The 16,975-nt window shown below is 59.5% G+C and carries 17 protein-coding genes and 1 tRNA gene; 10 read left to right on the top strand and 8 right to left on the bottom strand.

From position 1 onward, the window contains the following. Window positions 1–181 precede the first annotated feature (181 nt). Both XH93_RS34145 and XH93_RS34140 read left to right on the top strand, forming a co-directional pair. The gene (locus XH93_RS34145; RefSeq protein ID WP_194470842.1) at window positions 182–1,633 is read left to right on the top strand and encodes a metallo-hydrolase/oxidoreductase; all 1,452 of its coding nucleotides are present in this window, start codon (window positions 182–184) and stop codon (window positions 1,631–1,633) included. Between the two features lie 75 nt (window positions 1,634–1,708). Beyond that, entirely contained in the window at window positions 1,709–3,115 is a 1,407-nt protein-coding gene (locus XH93_RS34140; RefSeq protein ID WP_194470841.1) for a hypothetical protein, read from the top strand. A 159-nt stretch (window positions 3,116–3,274) separates the two neighbouring features. Here XH93_RS34140 and XH93_RS34135 read toward each other — a convergent pair whose 3' ends face one another. Together XH93_RS34135 and XH93_RS41945 are read right to left on the bottom strand one after the other, a co-directional pair. After that, window positions 3,275–4,021, bottom strand: coding sequence for a hypothetical protein (locus XH93_RS34135; protein ID WP_194470840.1), 747 nt, complete (start codon window positions 4,019–4,021; stop codon window positions 3,275–3,277). A 215-nt stretch (window positions 4,022–4,236) separates the two neighbouring features. Then, a complete protein-coding gene (locus XH93_RS41945; protein WP_210340418.1) occupies window positions 4,237–4,977 on the bottom strand; it encodes a hypothetical protein in 741 nt (246 codons plus the stop codon). A gap of 446 nt (window positions 4,978–5,423) precedes the next feature. Between XH93_RS41945 and XH93_RS34125 the strand changes: the two genes are divergently transcribed. From XH93_RS34125 to XH93_RS34105, 5 genes are all read left to right on the top strand, one after another. After that, window positions 5,424–5,846: a transposase gene (locus tag XH93_RS34125; protein ID WP_194470838.1), complete on the top strand. Its 423-nt coding sequence runs from the start codon at window positions 5,424–5,426 to the stop codon at window positions 5,844–5,846. Then, the gene (tnpB, locus tag XH93_RS34120) at window positions 5,840–6,193 is read left to right on the top strand and encodes an IS66 family insertion sequence element accessory protein TnpB (protein ID WP_011931031.1); all 354 of its coding nucleotides are present in this window, start codon (window positions 5,840–5,842) and stop codon (window positions 6,191–6,193) included. The genes XH93_RS34125 and tnpB (XH93_RS34120) overlap by 7 nt, the downstream gene beginning before the upstream one ends. A 51-nt stretch (window positions 6,194–6,244) precedes the next feature. Next, window positions 6,245–7,810, top strand: coding sequence for an IS66 family transposase (locus XH93_RS34115; RefSeq protein WP_194470837.1), 1,566 nt, complete (start codon window positions 6,245–6,247; stop codon window positions 7,808–7,810). Further along, a complete protein-coding gene (locus XH93_RS34110; RefSeq protein WP_194470836.1) occupies window positions 7,807–8,409 on the top strand; it encodes a plasmid pRiA4b ORF-3 family protein in 603 nt (200 codons plus the stop codon). Before XH93_RS34115 ends, XH93_RS34110 begins: the two co-directional genes overlap by 4 nt. A 299-nt stretch (window positions 8,410–8,708) precedes the next feature. Next, window positions 8,709–8,975 carry a hypothetical protein gene (locus XH93_RS34105; RefSeq protein WP_194470835.1) on the top strand — a complete coding sequence of 89 codons (267 nt, stop codon included), beginning with the start codon at window positions 8,709–8,711 and terminating at the stop codon, window positions 8,973–8,975. Window positions 8,976–9,264: 289 nt separating this feature from the next. Here the strand turns inward: XH93_RS34105 and XH93_RS34100 are convergent, their stop codons facing one another. From XH93_RS34100 to XH93_RS34075, 6 genes are all read right to left on the bottom strand, one after another. Continuing rightward, window positions 9,265–9,840, bottom strand: coding sequence for a UPF0149 family protein (locus tag XH93_RS34100; protein WP_246799375.1), 576 nt, complete (start codon window positions 9,838–9,840; stop codon window positions 9,265–9,267). A gap of 53 nt (window positions 9,841–9,893) precedes the next feature. Further along, the gene (locus XH93_RS34095; protein WP_194475108.1) at window positions 9,894–11,453 is read right to left on the bottom strand and encodes an IS66 family transposase; all 1,560 of its coding nucleotides are present in this window, start codon (window positions 11,451–11,453) and stop codon (window positions 9,894–9,896) included. A gap of 50 nt (window positions 11,454–11,503) precedes the next feature. Further along, the gene (gene tnpB / locus XH93_RS34090; protein WP_194470833.1) at window positions 11,504–11,857 is read right to left on the bottom strand and encodes an IS66 family insertion sequence element accessory protein TnpB; all 354 of its coding nucleotides are present in this window, start codon (window positions 11,855–11,857) and stop codon (window positions 11,504–11,506) included. Further along, window positions 11,854–12,327, bottom strand: a complete 474-nt coding sequence (locus tag XH93_RS43160; RefSeq protein ID WP_194470832.1) for a transposase — start codon at window positions 12,325–12,327, stop codon at window positions 11,854–11,856. The genes tnpB (XH93_RS34090) and XH93_RS43160 overlap by 4 nt, the downstream gene beginning before the upstream one ends. An 869-nt stretch (window positions 12,328–13,196) precedes the next feature. Continuing rightward, window positions 13,197–13,286, bottom strand: a tRNA-Arg gene (locus tag XH93_RS34080). 388 nt (window positions 13,287–13,674) lie between these two features. Next, window positions 13,675–14,178, bottom strand: a complete 504-nt coding sequence (locus XH93_RS34075) for a MarR family winged helix-turn-helix transcriptional regulator (RefSeq protein ID WP_194470831.1) — start codon at window positions 14,176–14,178, stop codon at window positions 13,675–13,677. A gap of 237 nt (window positions 14,179–14,415) precedes the next feature. Here XH93_RS34075 and XH93_RS34070 point away from each other — a divergent pair, with 237 nt between their 5' ends. The 3 genes from XH93_RS34070 to XH93_RS34060 are packed head-to-tail and all read left to right on the top strand — an operon-like array spanning window position 14,416 to window position 16,969. Continuing rightward, window positions 14,416–15,456, top strand: a complete 1,041-nt coding sequence (locus XH93_RS34070; protein WP_246799374.1) for an amidohydrolase family protein — start codon at window positions 14,416–14,418, stop codon at window positions 15,454–15,456. Then, complete coding sequence (locus tag XH93_RS34065; RefSeq protein ID WP_194470829.1) at window positions 15,453–16,556, top strand: amidohydrolase family protein; 1,104 nt, start codon at window positions 15,453–15,455, stop codon at window positions 16,554–16,556. The genes XH93_RS34070 and XH93_RS34065 overlap by 4 nt, the downstream gene beginning before the upstream one ends. Further along, window positions 16,556–16,969, top strand: coding sequence for a Rieske (2Fe-2S) protein (locus XH93_RS34060; RefSeq protein ID WP_139484831.1), 414 nt, complete (start codon window positions 16,556–16,558; stop codon window positions 16,967–16,969). Before XH93_RS34065 ends, XH93_RS34060 begins: the two co-directional genes overlap by 1 nt. Window positions 16,970–16,975: the final 6 nt, after the last annotated feature.

The following is a 16,975-nucleotide window of genomic DNA, read 5'->3' as shown; positions in this document are numbered from 1 at the left end:
ATTAAACGTGGTCGTTGTCGGATTTGTGACCGGGAAAGATTTGAGAAGAATCGGGGCCACTAATCTCCGCGCTCTAATGGGTCGGCGTTGGCTTCGCGTGCCGAGCCCGAACGCTTACAAGGGTTGAGAGGCTGAGAGCAGGGCTGAAAGTGTCCGTAATCGCGGCGGGCAGGGCAAAACAATGAATCCTATCTTCTCACCAATTGGCGAGGGATGGCCAAGCTTTCCGAGACGCTCTTATGGTAAGCTAGACCAGAGCGAGCCGATTGCGCCCAAGGGTGCGTCGGTGGCCGTATTTTGCTTTGACGTGGTCGATGCTGATTGGCCCGGCTTCGGCGATGGCGGTCTCTTCGACCTTGGAAGTGTGCCACGTCTGAAGATTGACCATGCCAAGTACTGGCAAGGACTTTTCAAACATAATCCAATGGTCGGTCCGGATCCATACGATCAGCTTCCGATCTATCGAGTGGAGATTACGGCTAGCCCTGGCGATGCCTGGTTCGACTTACTCGTTGCCGTAGCTGAGACCGAGTGGGTGACTATTGAACTGGATGATTCTGGGCACTTCGAAGTCGATGTTTTTGGCGGGTTGCTCGCCGCCGCCGTAACCGCATCTCTCAAGGATGTTCAGAGATTTATACCTGAAGCGGCAGCACTCGATGCAGCGTTTTCGATGGATTCCTTTCCGGACGCCACTTCGTCTGAGCTCTCGGGGGCGATCTCAGCTCCCTCTTTCGACTATCTCATTGGCTTTGATGTCGGCCAGGGTGCGGCGGTAGGTCTGGCCGACGCTAACGAGGATGTTCATCTTTATTTCGATTTAGGTGGGGGCGTTTATAGGAATGCTCCCACCAGGCCGAAGCCGCTGCGATTCTGCTGGAGAGTGGATGCAGCGATCGTATTGAGCCACTGGGATTCGGATCATTGGTCGGGAGAGTTGACGGACCCGCAAGCGAGATCGAGGACGTGGATTGCCCCGCGTCAATCAATTACCAAGAAGCATCTTGCATTCGCGAATCGTATCCTAAAGGCCGGGGCAACTCTATTGGTTTGGGGCACAACCCCGACGACGCTTCGCATTTCGCTCGCAAGTGGCCGGCAGTCTATCGAATTGCGGCGATGCACGGGTACCGCCGCTCTCCGAAACGGTTCGGGGATCGCCGCCATTGTGGAGGACGCAAGTTCAGGCAAGCAGTGGTTGCTGACCGGAGATGCAGGCTATCACGAGATAGGGACGCCCCCTTCGAATCCAAGCGCAATCGTTGTGCCTCATCACGGTGCTGACATGGGAAGTAGCAGCATCCCTCCTAGCAGACCTACAGCGTATGCGCGTCTACTCTACTCATTTGGACCTGGGAACCGACATGGGCGAAAGCCGGGGGTGCAGCATCCAACAGTTGGTGCCATGAATGCACACCGAACTCAGTCTTGGGATCATGGCACTTGGGCTGGCAATACTCCGGGCACCAGCGTGGCAACGAGAGATGTTCTTGCAACAGCGCAACATCCAGGAACGCATTTGGACGGGGCGACCATAGGCTGGACGGCTTCGCCCACCACACCGTTCACGTCGTTGCCGTGCGCGGCACCCGGAGCGCCAATCGGATGCACTGGAGCGGTGAAGCAAGCTTGATCCTCTTGAAATCGTATTCGGCCGGAAGATGCACTTGGTGCTCTCTAGTCCACCCCACCTCTAGGGAAAGCGAAAATGTTCACAGCATCAGTTGTCAGGAAGCAATATGCTGTAGGTCATGGAGGATTTCACGCCGGTAAGATTACGGTCCGCAAGGACGAGCTTCACATACCGGAATTGATGCTGTTTGACGCCAAGGATGCCACGGGCAAGTCGACCACAGTCCTTGAAAAATTCTACGTCTACGATTGCGGGTCGGAGTCGCCTCAATCCTTTGATCGCTCTCTCGGAAATCATGAACGAATGACGGGAGGTCGAACCGATCTGCTTTTCATCTCACATCTCGATTCCGACCATGTAAACAAGATCGATCGGCTCATGGGCACGACACCCGCCAAGATAGTGGTGCTTCCTTATTTGGAACCCGAAGATTTGTCCGAATTATTGGTGCGCGAAGTAGATGGCGGGAGCGCCACCGCGTCCATCCGCGACTATGTTCGTGACCCGGGCGGATGGTGGCGTCGACATGGAGCAGATGTCGTCATCTTCGTAGAACCAGGAAATGGAGAAGACCAACCGCCCAGTGGTGGCGTGCCAGACAAGCCGATTGATCCCGAAGGACCGCTTCCGATTTCTCCTGGCTCGGAGGAGGGCCTTCAGGCGCGGCTCACCCTCATCGTAAATAAGCCGCGGAAGGCACCTCCAAAGGACTTCGTCACTGTGCCTTATAACACACCGCGCGACGTTGACCGCGAGCTATCAAGCGGATCGTTGTTGGCCGGATGCGGTTCGCATTTTCGACTTGAATGGCGAAAAGATGCGAGTGACCGTTGGCGTCTAGGAGACTGGATTCTTCTGCCCTATGTGCATCCCGTTGAAAACGAAATGAGGGCAGCTTTTCGCCAGGCGATCAGGAATGAATTGGGCCTCAATTCGTTGGACAGCGAGACCTTCGCGAGCGCGCTGCTCGAGAAACTGAGTTCAGATAGGAAAAAACTCGTCACGTTATACAATGATCATTTCGAAGTGGGGCAGAACGCGATATCGATGTCGCTCTATTCAGGTCCAGGAAGGTCGCTTGGATCTCAATCTGGATCGGATTGGCTCGTTCCTGCCGGCGACACTCCGATCGGGTACAGCATGCGGCCCTCGCCAGCAGCTTGGTTAGCGACCGGCGATTCTAAGCTCAAACAAAGCTCGAGGCGTCAGCCTTGGCACTCGTTCTTCAATCCCTTTTCGAAGCAAATATGCATTCTATCGCTGCCGCATCATGGTTCGTCGAAGGATTTCCATGAGGAAGTGCTAAATTTCGACGGCCTCGCACTTGCGGTGGCTACCACCATTCGAGATCGTAATCGTGTTGCTGGTTTGGAAGACACCCTCAGCCAGGTCCAGGCTGCCGGAAAGCAATACAAGATAGTAGACGATCGGGCCGAGACCGAATTTCACTTCATGTGTGCGCGAGCAATGCAGCCAACCTAGTCCTGGTGGTACAATGTTCATTTCCTTGGTCCAAAACGGTGCGTTCCTAGAAGTGCTGCTGTGCCCCGATGGCACAAACTCAGTCGGACGAGGCCAAACCAGATTCGCGGAGTGTGATCGGCACTCGATTCGCGCGGCATCCCTTAGCTTCTCTCATCGTCAAACATCTATCAAATCGTCCTTTGAAATGCTCTTTGCGGCTGCCTTTGCATCGCCCGCGACAAGGGAGGTGACGAAAGCGACGACCTTTTTCGTGATGGGCTTTGCTACCTCTCCTACAAGCTCGCCCGCTATCGCTTTGCCTGCTTCACCGGCGACCTTCTCCCCGAGCTTTGAAAGGACGCCCGTCGCTATAGCCTTGAAGCTCTTGTCAGGAAGCTGCTTGTCCTTGACTAAGGTTTGCCGGACGTTGTTTTTCGTTTCCTCATCCACGAGGTCATCGAGAAATTCGACAAAAGCATCGACCGGCATACGCACGATCTCTTTCGAAAATGACGCGTCGGAAAAGACTCCCTTATTCCGCAGACGTGCAGCAATATCCTCTTTCAGTAGCGGACTCTCAACCCCAAACGACAACAACGTGCCATCGCTGCTAAAGCGCGTCTTACCCAATGCCGCAACAATAGCTGGACGCAAGTCGCTATCCGGCGCCGTATTGCGTAGTTGCCAGTTCAACATCAGGCTGCGAACTCGAGCCGGTGTGATGTTCAGCGCGCGCGCGATTTCGTAAGTCGGCAACGCTGGATCGATCGCGCCGGCCGCAATCAGACAACTAATGACAAGCAGGTCAATTTCGGATTTTGAACGCGCACCAAACGCAGGAGAGAGGTAGCCATCAACAAACACCGTAGCGAACGTTGAAGCGTTAGCCGATCTAGATAGCGCTTTTTTAATGTCGATTGGCACGCCACAGCTCCTTTTCAAGACAAAGTGGTGTAGTCGCGTAGCCTACCCGGCCGGGCTTAAATTATAGAGGCTCGTGCGGGGCTCCCAAAGCCCGAACCCCTTGCCTACCAGACAGCGTCTTCCAGTGAGCTTGCACAAGACGAATTTAAGGCGCGTGATATCGGTCGTAAGAATTCGAGCCGAGCGATCCGAAGTGCTCATCTGATCGACCACTATCAATGCCGATCAAGAACGCCTACGCGCGCTCTTGTTGTACTCTTCCCCATTGTTCTTCGCGCGCCTTTCTTTGCAGTCTTCCTCGCGCGTTCTTTCGCTCCTTTGTTCGCGCGCGGTGCTCCGGATTGCGTGGCCGCCTGAAAAGCCCGGCGCGCCCTTGGTCCCTGATTCAGGACTAACGACTTGATACATTCTAAGACGATTGCCTGCTGCTTTTCTCCAAGGTGATGGTATTTCTCGTCAAAATAATAACGTTGGAGCGCTTCGGCCAATGTCGATGAGACGGTAATGCATTCCTCGGTGGAAGTGACGGCAATGCCGTACATTCGACAATCTCCCTCCGACTCGATTGTCTGATGTTCGAACCAAATCTCTCCACCGACGGGAGGCTCCCTGAGAAGCCAAGTCATTTGGCTCTCGATCCAGTCGTCGCCCGCGTCGATCGCCTCCTGATCTACGAAAGTGTCGTCCGTTGAGAACATTATCAGCTGTTGAGTGTCCCTCGGACAACCAACGAAGCCAGCCTCAATCTCGAAGTTGCCAGATCGGTCGCAAAGGTCGCGAAATGTAAGCAGTGGGGGCTTCTTCTTCCTCCGAGTATTCTCAAGCTTCGTGAAGCACGCCATCATCCGGAAGACGTCCACCAGCTTGCTATCGGTACTGGAATCCTTCCCGGCATAAAGGTTTGATGAAACCGCCCCTTCGTCGACCGTCTCGAGTACCCGTTTCCTCGACCCCATGCGAAGTTCATCGGTGCTGTGATTCAAAAATATCGGCCGCGCAGTGGCAGGCCCAGTAGCGCATTTCAGCACTGGATTGACCAACTCGTTGGAGGTCTCAAGACGACTCTTTGTCCAGCGCTTGAGAAGGCCGGCATGTTGGAGTCAGCGGAATTTGAACAACGCTCCGGAATAACCATTCCAACCAAGCGCTTTCTGCCTCATGGCCTTCAAAAGAGTCCGTGAATCCCCATCCCCCAACTGCATCTTCGGGATCGGGGACAGCCCCGCCCAACGTTCCCCCAGCCGATGCCCTTGAAATCGAGGCCAACGCCAAGCGGAAGTTGGCCGATGAATACGACGCGGCACAGGCGCGGGGGTAAGCGTGGCGTGGAGGCCCTTGAGAATTTTTGTACACAGTCCTGAGAGCACCGCTAGAAGAGTCACCTTCTGCAAGGGTGCTCACAATGGACGACCATTCGGACGACATAAGACGACCGTTGTCACCGCGTATCGAAGTGTACGCAGGCGCAGGTCGAAAGCGCTGGCCGGACGATTTGAAGGCACGGATTGCCGCGGAAAGCCTTGAGCCGGGGGCGATTGTCACAGATGTCGCGCGTCGCCATGGGTGCCGACCCCAGCAGGTGCACGACTGGCGGCGTCGGGCGCGTTTAGGCCAGTTAGTGCTGCCGGCTTCGGCAGACACGCTGTCGTTCGTACCGGTGGTATCGGAATCGGCGCTACCGGCAGCCACAGAGCCCACCGGGTCGCCGGAAGAAGCCGTTGTGACGGTTGAACTCCAGGGGACACGCGTGGAGGTGCGAGGGACGCCTGGCCTTGCTGTGTTGAGTGATGTGTTCTTGGCGCTTCGGCGGACACGTTCATGCTGACGCCGCCCGCGAGCCTCATGATTTACGTGGCGACGCAACCTGTGGACTTCAGAAAAGGTGCGGAGGGCTTGGCGCTGTTGGCGAAGGAGACGCTGGGCCACGACCCGATGAAGGGCGTGGCGGTGGTGTTCCGTGCGAAGCGCGCCGATCGGGTGAAGATTGTCGTCTGGGATGGCAGCGGCCTTGTGATGTATTGGAAGCGGCTCGATGGCAGCGGCTTCAAATGGCCTCCCATCGTAGCCGGCGTGATGCGGATGAATGCCGCGCAGCTGTCCGCGCTTCTGGCCGGCATGGATTGGACGCGGATGCACGCGCCTCGAATCCCGCAGCCGAAAGCACTTGCGTAGGGCATAAAATCTTCGCTGCATCGGGGCGCGAAGCATGGCAGACTCGGGCCAATGAGTGATTTGCCTGATGAGCTGCCGAGCGATCCGGCCGAGCTGCGTGTCTTTGCCGCGGCTCTGCTGGATCGCTGCGCCAGGCTCGAGCGGTTGCTCAAGCTTGCAAAAGATGCGCAGTTCGGTCGGTCCTCGGAAAAGCTCGACGCTGATCAGCTGCAGCTTGTTCTGGAGGACATCGAAGAGGCCGTTGCGGCCCTCGAAGCAGCCGAGGATCGCGCCAATCCCAGAACCAGCGAGAAGAGAACTGCCGCGCGCAGAGCCAACCGTGGTCAGCTGCCGGAGCATTTGCCGCGCATTGTCGAAATATTGATGCCGGCTGCGACCTGCTGCCCGTGCTGCAAAGGTGATCTCGTCGAGATTGGTCGCGATGAGAGTCAGAGGCTCGACGTCGTACCGGCGCAGTATCGTGTCATCGTCACCCGCCGGCCCAGACTGGCCTGCCGTGCCTGTCATGGCGTCGTCCTCCAGCACGCTGCTCCCGAGCGACTGATCAGGGGAGGATTGCCCACCGAGCGGCTGGTCGCGCATGTGATCGACGCCAAGTATCATTGGCATTTGCCGCTTTACCGCCAGGCGCAGATGCTGGCGACGCATGGAATTGCGCTCGACCGTTCCACGCTCGCCTTCTGGGTCGGCTATGCCACCCAGGAATTGAAGCCCTTGTGGCATCGTCTGCGCGCGCTTCTGCTGGCCTCCTCGAAGCTCTGTGTCGATGAGACCCCGGCACCGGTACTGGATCCGGGGCGCGGCAGGACCAAAACCGGCTACTTCTGGGCACTCTCGCGCGATGACAGGCCCTGGGCCGGACCTGACCCACCTGGCGTTGTTTACGCCTATGCACCGGGCCGTGGGGCCGTTCATGGCTTGCGGCTGCTTGAGGGCTATCGCGGCATCATCCACTGCGACGGCTATCAGGCTTACAAGACCATGACCCGAGAGACGCGTGCGGACGCCTTGTCCGGAACGCTCGCCTTCTGCTGGTCGCATCTGAGGCGCCAGTTTGTGAAGATCGAGCGCGAGGCGGCGCCCGCGCCAGCTCCGGTTGCCCGCGAGGCTCTCGAGCGCATCGCCCAGCTTTACGCGGTCGAGAAAGTGCTCCGCGGCCGATCGGATGCCGAGCGCCGTGTTGGCAGGCAGGTGCATGCCGGGCCTCTGGCTGCAGCCTTGAAGCAGTGGTTTGAGGCGAGGCTTGATCACCTTGCGCAGAAGAGCGACACGGCGAAGGCGTTGCGTTATGCGCTGCGTCATTGGGACGGCCTGACGCTCTACCTTGATGACGGGCGCATCGAGATGGACACGAATGCGGTCGAGCGTGCGATGAGGCCGATCAAGCTCAACGCCAAGAACTCCCTTTTTGCCGGTTGCGACGAGGGCGCTGAGAATTGGGCAGTTCTGGCTTCGTTAATCGAGACCTGTAAGCTCAATGGCGTCAGTGCCGAGCACTGGCTCGCTGACGTTCTCGCCAAGCTCGTCAATGGCTGGCCTGCGGCGCGACTGGACGAACTGCTCCCTTGGGCGTCGATCTACACGATGCATGCACACGATCCGAGGCTGGCAGCATGAGCCTGAACACGACCGCGGTCCGGATCAAGGTGACCCTCAAGGATGTGAAACCGGAAGTGATGCGATGCCTTGTCGTGCCGCTCACGCTGCGCCTTGATCGGCTGCATCTGACGCTTCAGGCGGCGTTTGGCTGGACGAACAGCCATCTCTTCGAGTTCCTGGCCGGCGAAGGACGTTGGGGTATCCCTGATCCCGATGGAGATTTTGGCCCTCAGCCCATCGATGCCCGCAAGACGCGGCTCTCTAATATCGTTCAGGAGACCGGTGCCAAGACAATCCATTATCTCTACGACTTCGGCGACAGCTGGGATCACGTGATCAAGCTTGAAAAGTGGTTCGACAACACGACAACGGAGGAACTTCCGTTCTTGCTCGAGGCCGCCGGCCGTTGTCCTCCGGAAGACGTCGGCGGTGCGCCAGGCTATGCCGAATACCTCAATGCCATCGGTGACCCCACCCATCCGGAGCACGAACATATGCGCCTCTGGGGCCCGGAGCAGTTCGATCCCAACGTCATCGACCGGAAGGCGCTTGAGGCCGCTGTTAATGCCTTGTCCGACAGTTGGAAGCCGCGCCGGCGCACGACCCGCTCAAAATAGACGTCAAGCGCCAATCAAATGGGCCTCAGAGCTACGCTTACGCGCGGGGTGAGCTTGCGACGGATGGACGGCCACGAAAAACCGCTCCCAATGAGAACAGTATTCCGACCGCCGCTGATGTTGGCTTGTCCCGCAAGCAAATTCACGAAGGGAGGCAGATCGCGCGGGCGGAACAGCGCGACCCCGGCGTGATACGGCGATGCGCGCGTTGATTGGCGGATAATGGATCGAATGGGAGAACTCCGAAAGTCTAATTTCGTCAGCATTGTCGGAGCGGCTAAGTGTCTTTGAGGTTGTAGTTGGCGCATCATTGCGCGCTCTGGGGTGGGGAAGCTTATGAGGTTAAGTTGGATTTATGTCGCCGCTTCGTCGCGGTGGCGAGCGTAAGCGTGCGTGCCATGGCGGAACCTGCCGAACCGTTCAAATCGAGATTCGCGGGCGCGTATGCAGCGATCACCGGTGGATACGATTTTTCAGACGGCCAAACGCACTACACGCAGTATTCAATGCGCAACCCCGCCGATCTTGCCGCCCTTGATTGCCCATCAGAATGGTGGGTTTGGTGACGATAAGGGGGCTACTCTTCAACCTACAGCAACTCGTTGCCATTTTGGTTTGGGTCTTGCTCTGGTGCATGCAGTCCGGACGCGTCGCTAAGCAGCATTACCTTGTTGCAGCAATCAAATTACACGGAGCGAGTAACGCGACCGTTCACGGCCGACCTGTCGTTTCGCGGGGGCATGATCTTTGGTGATTGGTTGATCTATGGGCGCGCCGGTGCCGGTGTTGAGTACAGCCGGAAGACTACAGTTGACGATTCATCGTAACCGGTATGAGCATCCACGTCGGCGGTGATCAGCGTGCGCGAGCGTAGCGCGTCGGCATCCAATACTGGCGCATGGCCTCGACGACGGCTGGGATGTCGTCGTGGGCGTTGCGCAGGAACTCCTCGGTCTCGCTGCCTTTCCTTGGCGGTCCAAGCAGTGGACGGCCTTGATCGTCGACGCAATGCAGCAGGATGGGCAGGAGCAAGCCGTGGTTTATGTTGCGGGTGTCGAGCAGCGGGGCCCAGGCCGATAGTCTCAGCCGCATGGCGGCATGGAATCCCTGGCACCACGGCCGCGCATCAACGTCGCCATTCGGCTTGCGGGCGTGGGTCGGAGCGAACCGATGTGGTGCGGTGGAAAGAACGTTGCTGATGTTGTTGTGGCGGAGCGCGACGGCCGAAATCGCGGCGAACTCCGGCGTGCCGCCGTGGTTGAATGCGTCGGCGTCGATGGCGAGTAGCGGGCAGATCCAGTCCGGCGGGCCGATCGACACCGGTCCGGCCACGATCGCGGCGACGTAGCCGTCGAGCACGGCAAGACTCGTAGCGACGGGATTCTGCTCGGCGCGAGCCTGCAGCCAATGCTCGAGTTCGTCGAGCGGCATCGCGGCTGCCGCCATCGATGGTGAAGAGGACGAAGACGAACGGCGCCGCCGGCTCATGCAGCGGCCTGTGCGCTGAGCTCGCGGGCCGCCTTCCAGTTCCAGGCGAGAAGTTCGTGTAACTGGTGGCTCCTGGTCTGACCGGAGACGATGCGCTCCAGCACATCGACCAGATAGGTCTGCGGATCGAGTTCGTGGAGCTTTGCCGTATTGACCAGGGATGAAAGAATTGCCCAGCTCTCGGCGCCGCCCTCGCTGCCGCTGAACAATGAGTTCCGCCTTCCCATTGCAATCGGGCGCATCGAACGCTCGACGGTGTTGCTGTCGACCTCGACGCGGCCGTCGCGAAGAAACAGCGTCAGTCCGTCCCAATGGTTGAGCGTATAATTGATGGCCTCCGTCAGCTTCGACTGGGAGAACAGCTGGTCGAGCATCGAGGCCAGCCGCACCTTCAGCTCCTCCATCAACGGAGCGGTCCTGGTGCGGCGGACGGCAAGCCGCTGTTCGGCACTCGAGCCGCGGATCTCGGCCTCGATGGCGTAGACCACCTGCAGGCGCTCGATCACCTCGCGGGCGAACGGCGACTGCATTGTCTTGTACACCTCGACGAATTTGCGTCGGGCATGGGCGAGACAAAAAGCCAGCTGGATCACGCCGCCATGACCGCGGGCAAGCGCCTTGTAGGCGGCATAGCCATCCACCTGCAGGATGCCCGAGAAGCCGGTCAGCTGCCCGGCGATCTCCTTGGTGCCGCGGCCATCGGCAAATACGTAGGCAACCGCCGGCGGGGATGGGCCGCCCCATGGGCGATCATCCATCGCATGCGCCCAGAACTGGCAGATACGGGTGCGATGTCGTCCGGGATCGAGCACCGGCATCGGCGTCTCATCGCAGAACAGCCGCGGCGAAGCCTGGATCGTCCGCAGTTGGACCTCATAAAGGCTTTTGAGCCACCATGCTGCACGCTTCACCCAGCCAGCAAGCGTCGCGCGGTCGAGATGAATGCCCTGGCCGGTCAGGATCTGCGCCTGGCGATACAGCGGCAGATACCAGGCGAACTTTGAGACCACCACATGAGCAACGAGTGCCGTCGATGCCATGCCGCCCTCGATCAGGCGTGGCAGCGCCTTGGCCTGGACCACGCCGTCGGTGCAACCGCGGCAGGCGTATTTGGGGCGGATCGTGCGCAGTACCCGCAGGATCGCCGGGATGACGTCCAGCACTTCGCTGACGTCTTCGCCGATCCGGTGCAGAACGCCCCGGCAGCACGGGCACGCCGTCGCGTCCGGCTCGAGCACCTGCTCGCAGCGCGGCAAATGCCTAGGCAGCGCGCCGATGTTGCGCCTTGCCTTCTTGCGTGGCTTCCCAGCCTGCTTCGTCGCAGGCACATGGTCGTTGGCCGGCGCAGGCGGTGTGACGCCGGTCGCGAGGTCATCCAGTTCGAGCGCGAGCTGTTCGTCCACGATCGCCGCCAGCCGCTCCGAGCGCTTGCCGAAGATCATCTCCTTCAGCGTCTGCATCGCCACACGCAGCTTCTCGTTCTCGGCATCAAGCGCGAGCACCATCTCGGTCAGAGCTGCTGCGTCGGTCGGAAGAGCTTCGGGGCGAATCGCCATGATCGAACGATACATCCACGCATCATAGGCTCCAGCAAAATCTTCGCTTCTCAGCCGACAACGGTCGGCCGCTTCACAGGTTCAGGTGAAACACGCGTCCACTGAAGGCCGTCGAGCAGCATCGCGAGTTGTGTGGCACTCAGATACACGACGCCGTGGCGGACCGGCGGCCAGGTGAAGTGTCCCTGGTGCAACCACTTCGTCACCAGCACCATGCCGCTGCCGTCCCACGCCAAAAGCTTCACCCTGTCCGCGCGTTTGCTGCGGAACACGAAGACGTCGCCGCAATATGGGTTTGCGCGCAATGCTTCGCTCACCAGCGCCGACAGCGTGTGCACCGACTTGCGAAAGTCGACCGGCTGTGCTGCCAGCACCACCTTGAGGCCGGGCCGCAAAGCAATCAACGAACGCTCCAAAGCGCCGATAACACCGTCGAAAGCGTCGCCAACTCAACTCCGGGTTCAACCCGGATACGTGCCCCTCTCACCTCGATCTCGATCATCCCGCCAGGCTTGCCTGGGGGCAGCGTCATCTGCGGCGTCACTTCATGCGCAGACGCCAGCCGGTCCGGCTCGTCTGCCGTCGCCGGACCGCTCTCGGAAGTGATCCGTACCGGTACGAAGCCTGGCGCCTGAAAGCTCGCTGCCGTCGCGAACTTGCGCCGCCACACCGTCAGCAGCCCACGGACAACGCCATGGCGCCGGGCGACCTCGGAAATATTGACCCCTTCCTCGAAGCTCTCCGCCACGATCCGAGCCTTCTCCTCCGCCGTCCACTGCCGCCGCCGACGCTGCCCCGTGATCACCTCGATCCGACGATAGGAGCCGCCTTCCTGCCTGGCATCAAGCATGGCTTCATGCATGGCATCTGCCATAGCCCACCTCCAAAAAACAGTTCATGCCAGGATCTATCGCAGCTCCGTCGCGCGATGCCCAGGTGGCGGGCTCATGCCGGTTACGATTCATCGAAGAACTCAACCTGCGTCAATCCCATTACGACGGCTACGCCGGCCGGAGGGGGCTACAATTACTCCGTCACTTCTTGCGGCAGTATCGAGAACAGGGGTACTTACACGACAAGCGTATTCAGCGGCTTCAATCCAATTGTGACGGTGGCAACCGGCATTGAGCGAAATTTCGGCAGTGTCTTTGTACGGGCCGAATTTGAGCTTATCGCGCACATACCGAATGTATCGGTTCCTTTCGGTCAGATTTACTACAATCCAGCTGCTAACCTCGCAGTAGGATATCGTTTCTAGAACGGGTGGCATTGCATCGCTTCCGACCAAAGCGATGCCCTGTTCCTATTTGTTCGCCGGCATGGTTAGGCCGCACGCTTCAACTTGGCATCGGAGCCGCCGTTTAGCTTCTCGAAGACTGATGTTGCATTAGCATGAGCGTATCGAAACAACATGGTAGGATCTCTGTGACCGCTAATGGTAGCGACCTCAGGGATGGTCAGCCTCATCGTCTTGAGGATGCTGGCGTCGGCGGGTAGATCAGACCGGTTTGCCCGGACCTCCATGTCCCTCGCCCAGGCTTCCGCATCCTTCCTCCTGAGGAAGGATTTAGACAGCGGGCGAGCGCCCGACCGCCTGACCTGTACCTGCCATTTTGCGCCTCTTTGTCGGATCGTAGCCATTGGTCCTCTCGCTGTGACACGGTTGTGACAGCGAGGTTTCCGGGGGTGGCGGCGGTCGGACCCGATTTGCCAAAAACGCCTGAAAACAGGCCATTTCAGCATTGGCACACCCGACACGATTCGAACGTGTGACCTTTGCCTTCGGAGGGCAACCCTAAGCGGTCGCCTCGAACAGCAATTTGAGATGGTTGCAGGTCCCCGCAACCACCGATTCTTACGATATCGGCGCATGCGAACCGCAAGGCTCACGCTGGAGGCCGCGGGTTCGAGACCATTTTCCGCGCGTCCATCGGCTCGTAAATCGGCGCTAGAGAGAACACCCTCAAGCGGCTTTTCTTTCCCTCCGGATGACGATGAAGAGTTCCGAGGGGGGAGGGGGGAACGCGTGAATCGCCCCCCCGCTACCATTGAACCGGTCTGCGCTCGGAGACTTCAAGTGGCGGTACGTCTGCCGTCCGCGGGGCTGGCGTGACGGAAGTTTCAGGTGTCTTGCGAATGATCGAAGTTCGATCAGGGCCCGCTCCTTAACGGCGAACGACAAAGCATCTGATCGCCTCATCGTGGAGAGCATTGACCGCAGTCAGTGCTCCCAATCGGCTTTTTCCAGCGAGCGGGCGAGCTGGTGCAGGAGATCGCGTAGTCTCTCCTTGTCGGACGGGGTGAATTCCCTGAAAAGTCGTGTGTCTCGTTCGCGTGAGACTTCCGTCAACTTGAGGGCGAATTTTCGACCTTCGGCCGTCAGCTTGGCGATCGCAGCTCTGCCACGCGATCGCGTTTGCTCGACCGATACGAGCCCGCGCTCCTCCAGGATCGCGAGGCTTCGGCTTGCGGCAGCCTTGTCTATGTCCGCAGCGTCCGACAACTCGCTGACATTCAGCGAACTGATGCTCTTGAGCGTCATGATCAGGCGCCACTCGACCGCGCCGATGTTCCAGACCGAGCGATAATACGCAGTCGCGCCTCTATTGAGACGCATGCCGATGGTCGAGACCAGCACGGCCAAATGTTCGCGCGCCAGCGTTCCGGCAGTGCGCGCGCGGTCGTTCGACGCTTGCTCAACCTCGCGCTTCTTGGCCGCAGGCATTCCAGGAATCTCCCTCAGCAAATCTTCGCCCAAAGTCTCACTTTTGCGGCGCGATTTATCCAGATCAAATTTCTTGACAAAACATTTATTGACATATCAACATAGAGCTCAATCTCCCAATTCCAAGAAAAAAGTGGCGAGAGCGACATGGAAGGAAACGGCTTGGTCGCCGGTCTTGATCAGGCGAGGACGTATGCCGGGGCTATCGATTGCGATCTTCATCCGGCGGTGCCCGGGATGGGCGCCCTCCTGCCGTATCTGAACGACTATTGGCGCGAGATGGTCTCGGTCCGCGCGCTCGATCGTCTCAATCTGAGCCTGACGAGTTATCCGCAGAACTCGCCGCTGTCGTGTCGCCCGGACTGGGCTCTCGAGGGTGGCGCGAAAGCGGGCTCCTCGCTCCAGGCGATGAAGGACCATGTGCTCGATCGGTTTCGGCCGCGCTATGGAATCCTGAACTGCCTCTACGGCGCGCAGGTCCTTCACAGCGAGGACATGGCGGCTGCGTTCTGCCGGGCGACCAACGACTGGATCAGGGATCACTGGCTCAACCACGATCCGCGGCTGCGCGCCTCGATCGTGATTCCGTCGCACAATGCGGAGCTCGCCGTGGCGGAGATCGATCGCCGCGCCGACGATTTCCGGTTCGTGCAGGTCCTCATGCTGGTGTCCGGCGAAACCACGCTGGGCCGGCGGCATCTCTGGCCTATCTATGAACGCGCCGAGCGTCTCGATCTGGCGATCGGGATTCATGCAGGCAGCGCCTATCGATACGCGCCAACCGCCATCGGTTGGCCGTCGCACTATGTCGAGGACTATGTGGCGCAATCCGCTGCGTTCGAGAGCCAACTGCAAAGCCTGATATCGGAAGGCGTGTTCGCGAAATTCCCCCGGCTCAAGGTCGTCGCCATAGAATCCGGACTGACATGGCTGAGCGGGTTCATCTGGCGGGCCGACAAGACCTGGAAAGGCGTGCGGGCCGAGGTGCCCTGGGTCACGCGCACGCCATCGGAGATCATCCGCAACAACGTCCGCTTCACCGTGCAGCCCGTCGATGCGGCGGACGACGGCGAGGCCATCATGCGGCTCGCCGATCACATCAAGTCGGATGAGCTGTTCCTGTTCTCGACGGACTATCCGCATTGGCATTTCGACGGGGATGCGGTTCTTTCCGGCCGGCTCCCTGACGAACTGTTCCGCAAGATTGCCAGTAAAAATGCGCTTGCCACTTACGCGCGATTGGCCAAAGCCGATCAGGTCATGGAGGTTGTACCATGAGCACCGTTGAACTCGAGCGGCCGCGGGTCTCGACCTACAAGCTGAAGGTCATCGATTGCGACATCCATCCGGCGATGACCTCGTGGACCGAGGTGCATCCCTATCTGGAAAGACGGTGGATCGAGCATCTGTCGGTCTATGGCAGCCATCTGCGCCACGCATTCTCCGAGGCGCTGTCGCATCCGCGCATGTCGCCCGACGCTGCGAGGATCGATGCCTATCCGGAGGAGGGCGGGCCGCCGGGATCGAGCCTCGAATTGATGAGGAAGCAACACCTCGACCCCAACGGGATCGAGGTGGGGATGTTGATTCCCCTGCGCTGGAATCCGGGGAGCCAGCGCAATCTCGACCTCGGCGCCGCATTGACCCGCGCGATGAACACCTGGCAGGTCGAGCGCTGGGTGAAGCAGGAGCCGCGGTTGCGGGCCTCGGTGCTGGTCGCCCAGGAGGATACGGTGGCGTCCGTCGCCGAGATCGACGCCAGGGGAGGTGACCCCAACTTTACCCAGATCCTGATCCTGCCCAAGACGGATGAGCCGCTGGGACGGCGGCGCTACTGGCCGATCTATGAGGCGGCCGTGCGCAACAAATTGCCGATCACGATTCATGTCGGCGGCACCAATGGCCATCCGTCGACCGGCGGAGGGTGGACATCCTACTACATGGAGGAACACCATTCGGTCGCCCAGACCATGCAGGCGGTGGTGGCCAGTCTCGTGTTTGAAGGGGTCCTGGAGCGCTTTCCTGAACTGCGCGTCGTCATCATGGAGGGCGGCCTCGGCTGGATACCATCCATCAATGCGCGCATGGACAAGCATTGGGCGCGCCTGCGTAGCGAGGTTCCCCACGTGAGGAAGCCGCCGTCGGAATATGTGCGCGAGCAGGTCTGGTTCAGCACGCAGCCGATGGAAGAACCGGCGACGTCAGCCGAATTGATCGATCTGTTCGACCGGATCGGCTGGGACCGGCTGCTGTTCTCGACCGACTACCCACATTGGGATTTCGACGATCCGCGCTACGCATTTCGCGCCAACCTCACGCAAGCGCAGCGCGAGCAGCTTCTCTATGAGAATGCCCGCAAGTTCTACAGGTTGGACTGATGGCGCGGCATGTGGTTGCGACTGTGGATCAGATCCCGCCGGGTCAGCGCCTGCTGGTCCAGGTCAATGGACGCGAGATCGGCATCTTCAATGTGGAGGGCGAGTATTTTGCCGTCGGCAATCGTTGTCCGCACGAGGGGGCGTCCCTGTGCAAGGGGCGTATCGTCGGGCTCGTCGAGGCCGCAGGTCCGGGCGACTATCGATATAGCCGTCGTGGCGAGTTGTTGCGCTGCCCATGGCATGGCTGGGAATTCGATCTGCGCACCGGGCGCTCGTGGTGCGAGCCTGACCGCACCAAGGTGCGGAGTTATGAGCTGAGGGTCGAGTCCGGCGGAGCGCTGATCGAAGGCGAGCTGCGCGCCGAAACGTTCCAGGTCACCATCGACAAGGAATATGTAGTCCTGGAGATCTAAAGACCG

It is taken from the genome of Bradyrhizobium sp. CCBAU 51753 (genome assembly GCF_015291565.1).
Taxonomy (GTDB): Bacteria; Pseudomonadota; Alphaproteobacteria; order Rhizobiales; family Xanthobacteraceae; genus Bradyrhizobium; species Bradyrhizobium ivorense.
This window is presented reverse-complemented; position numbering and strand designations above follow the sequence as displayed.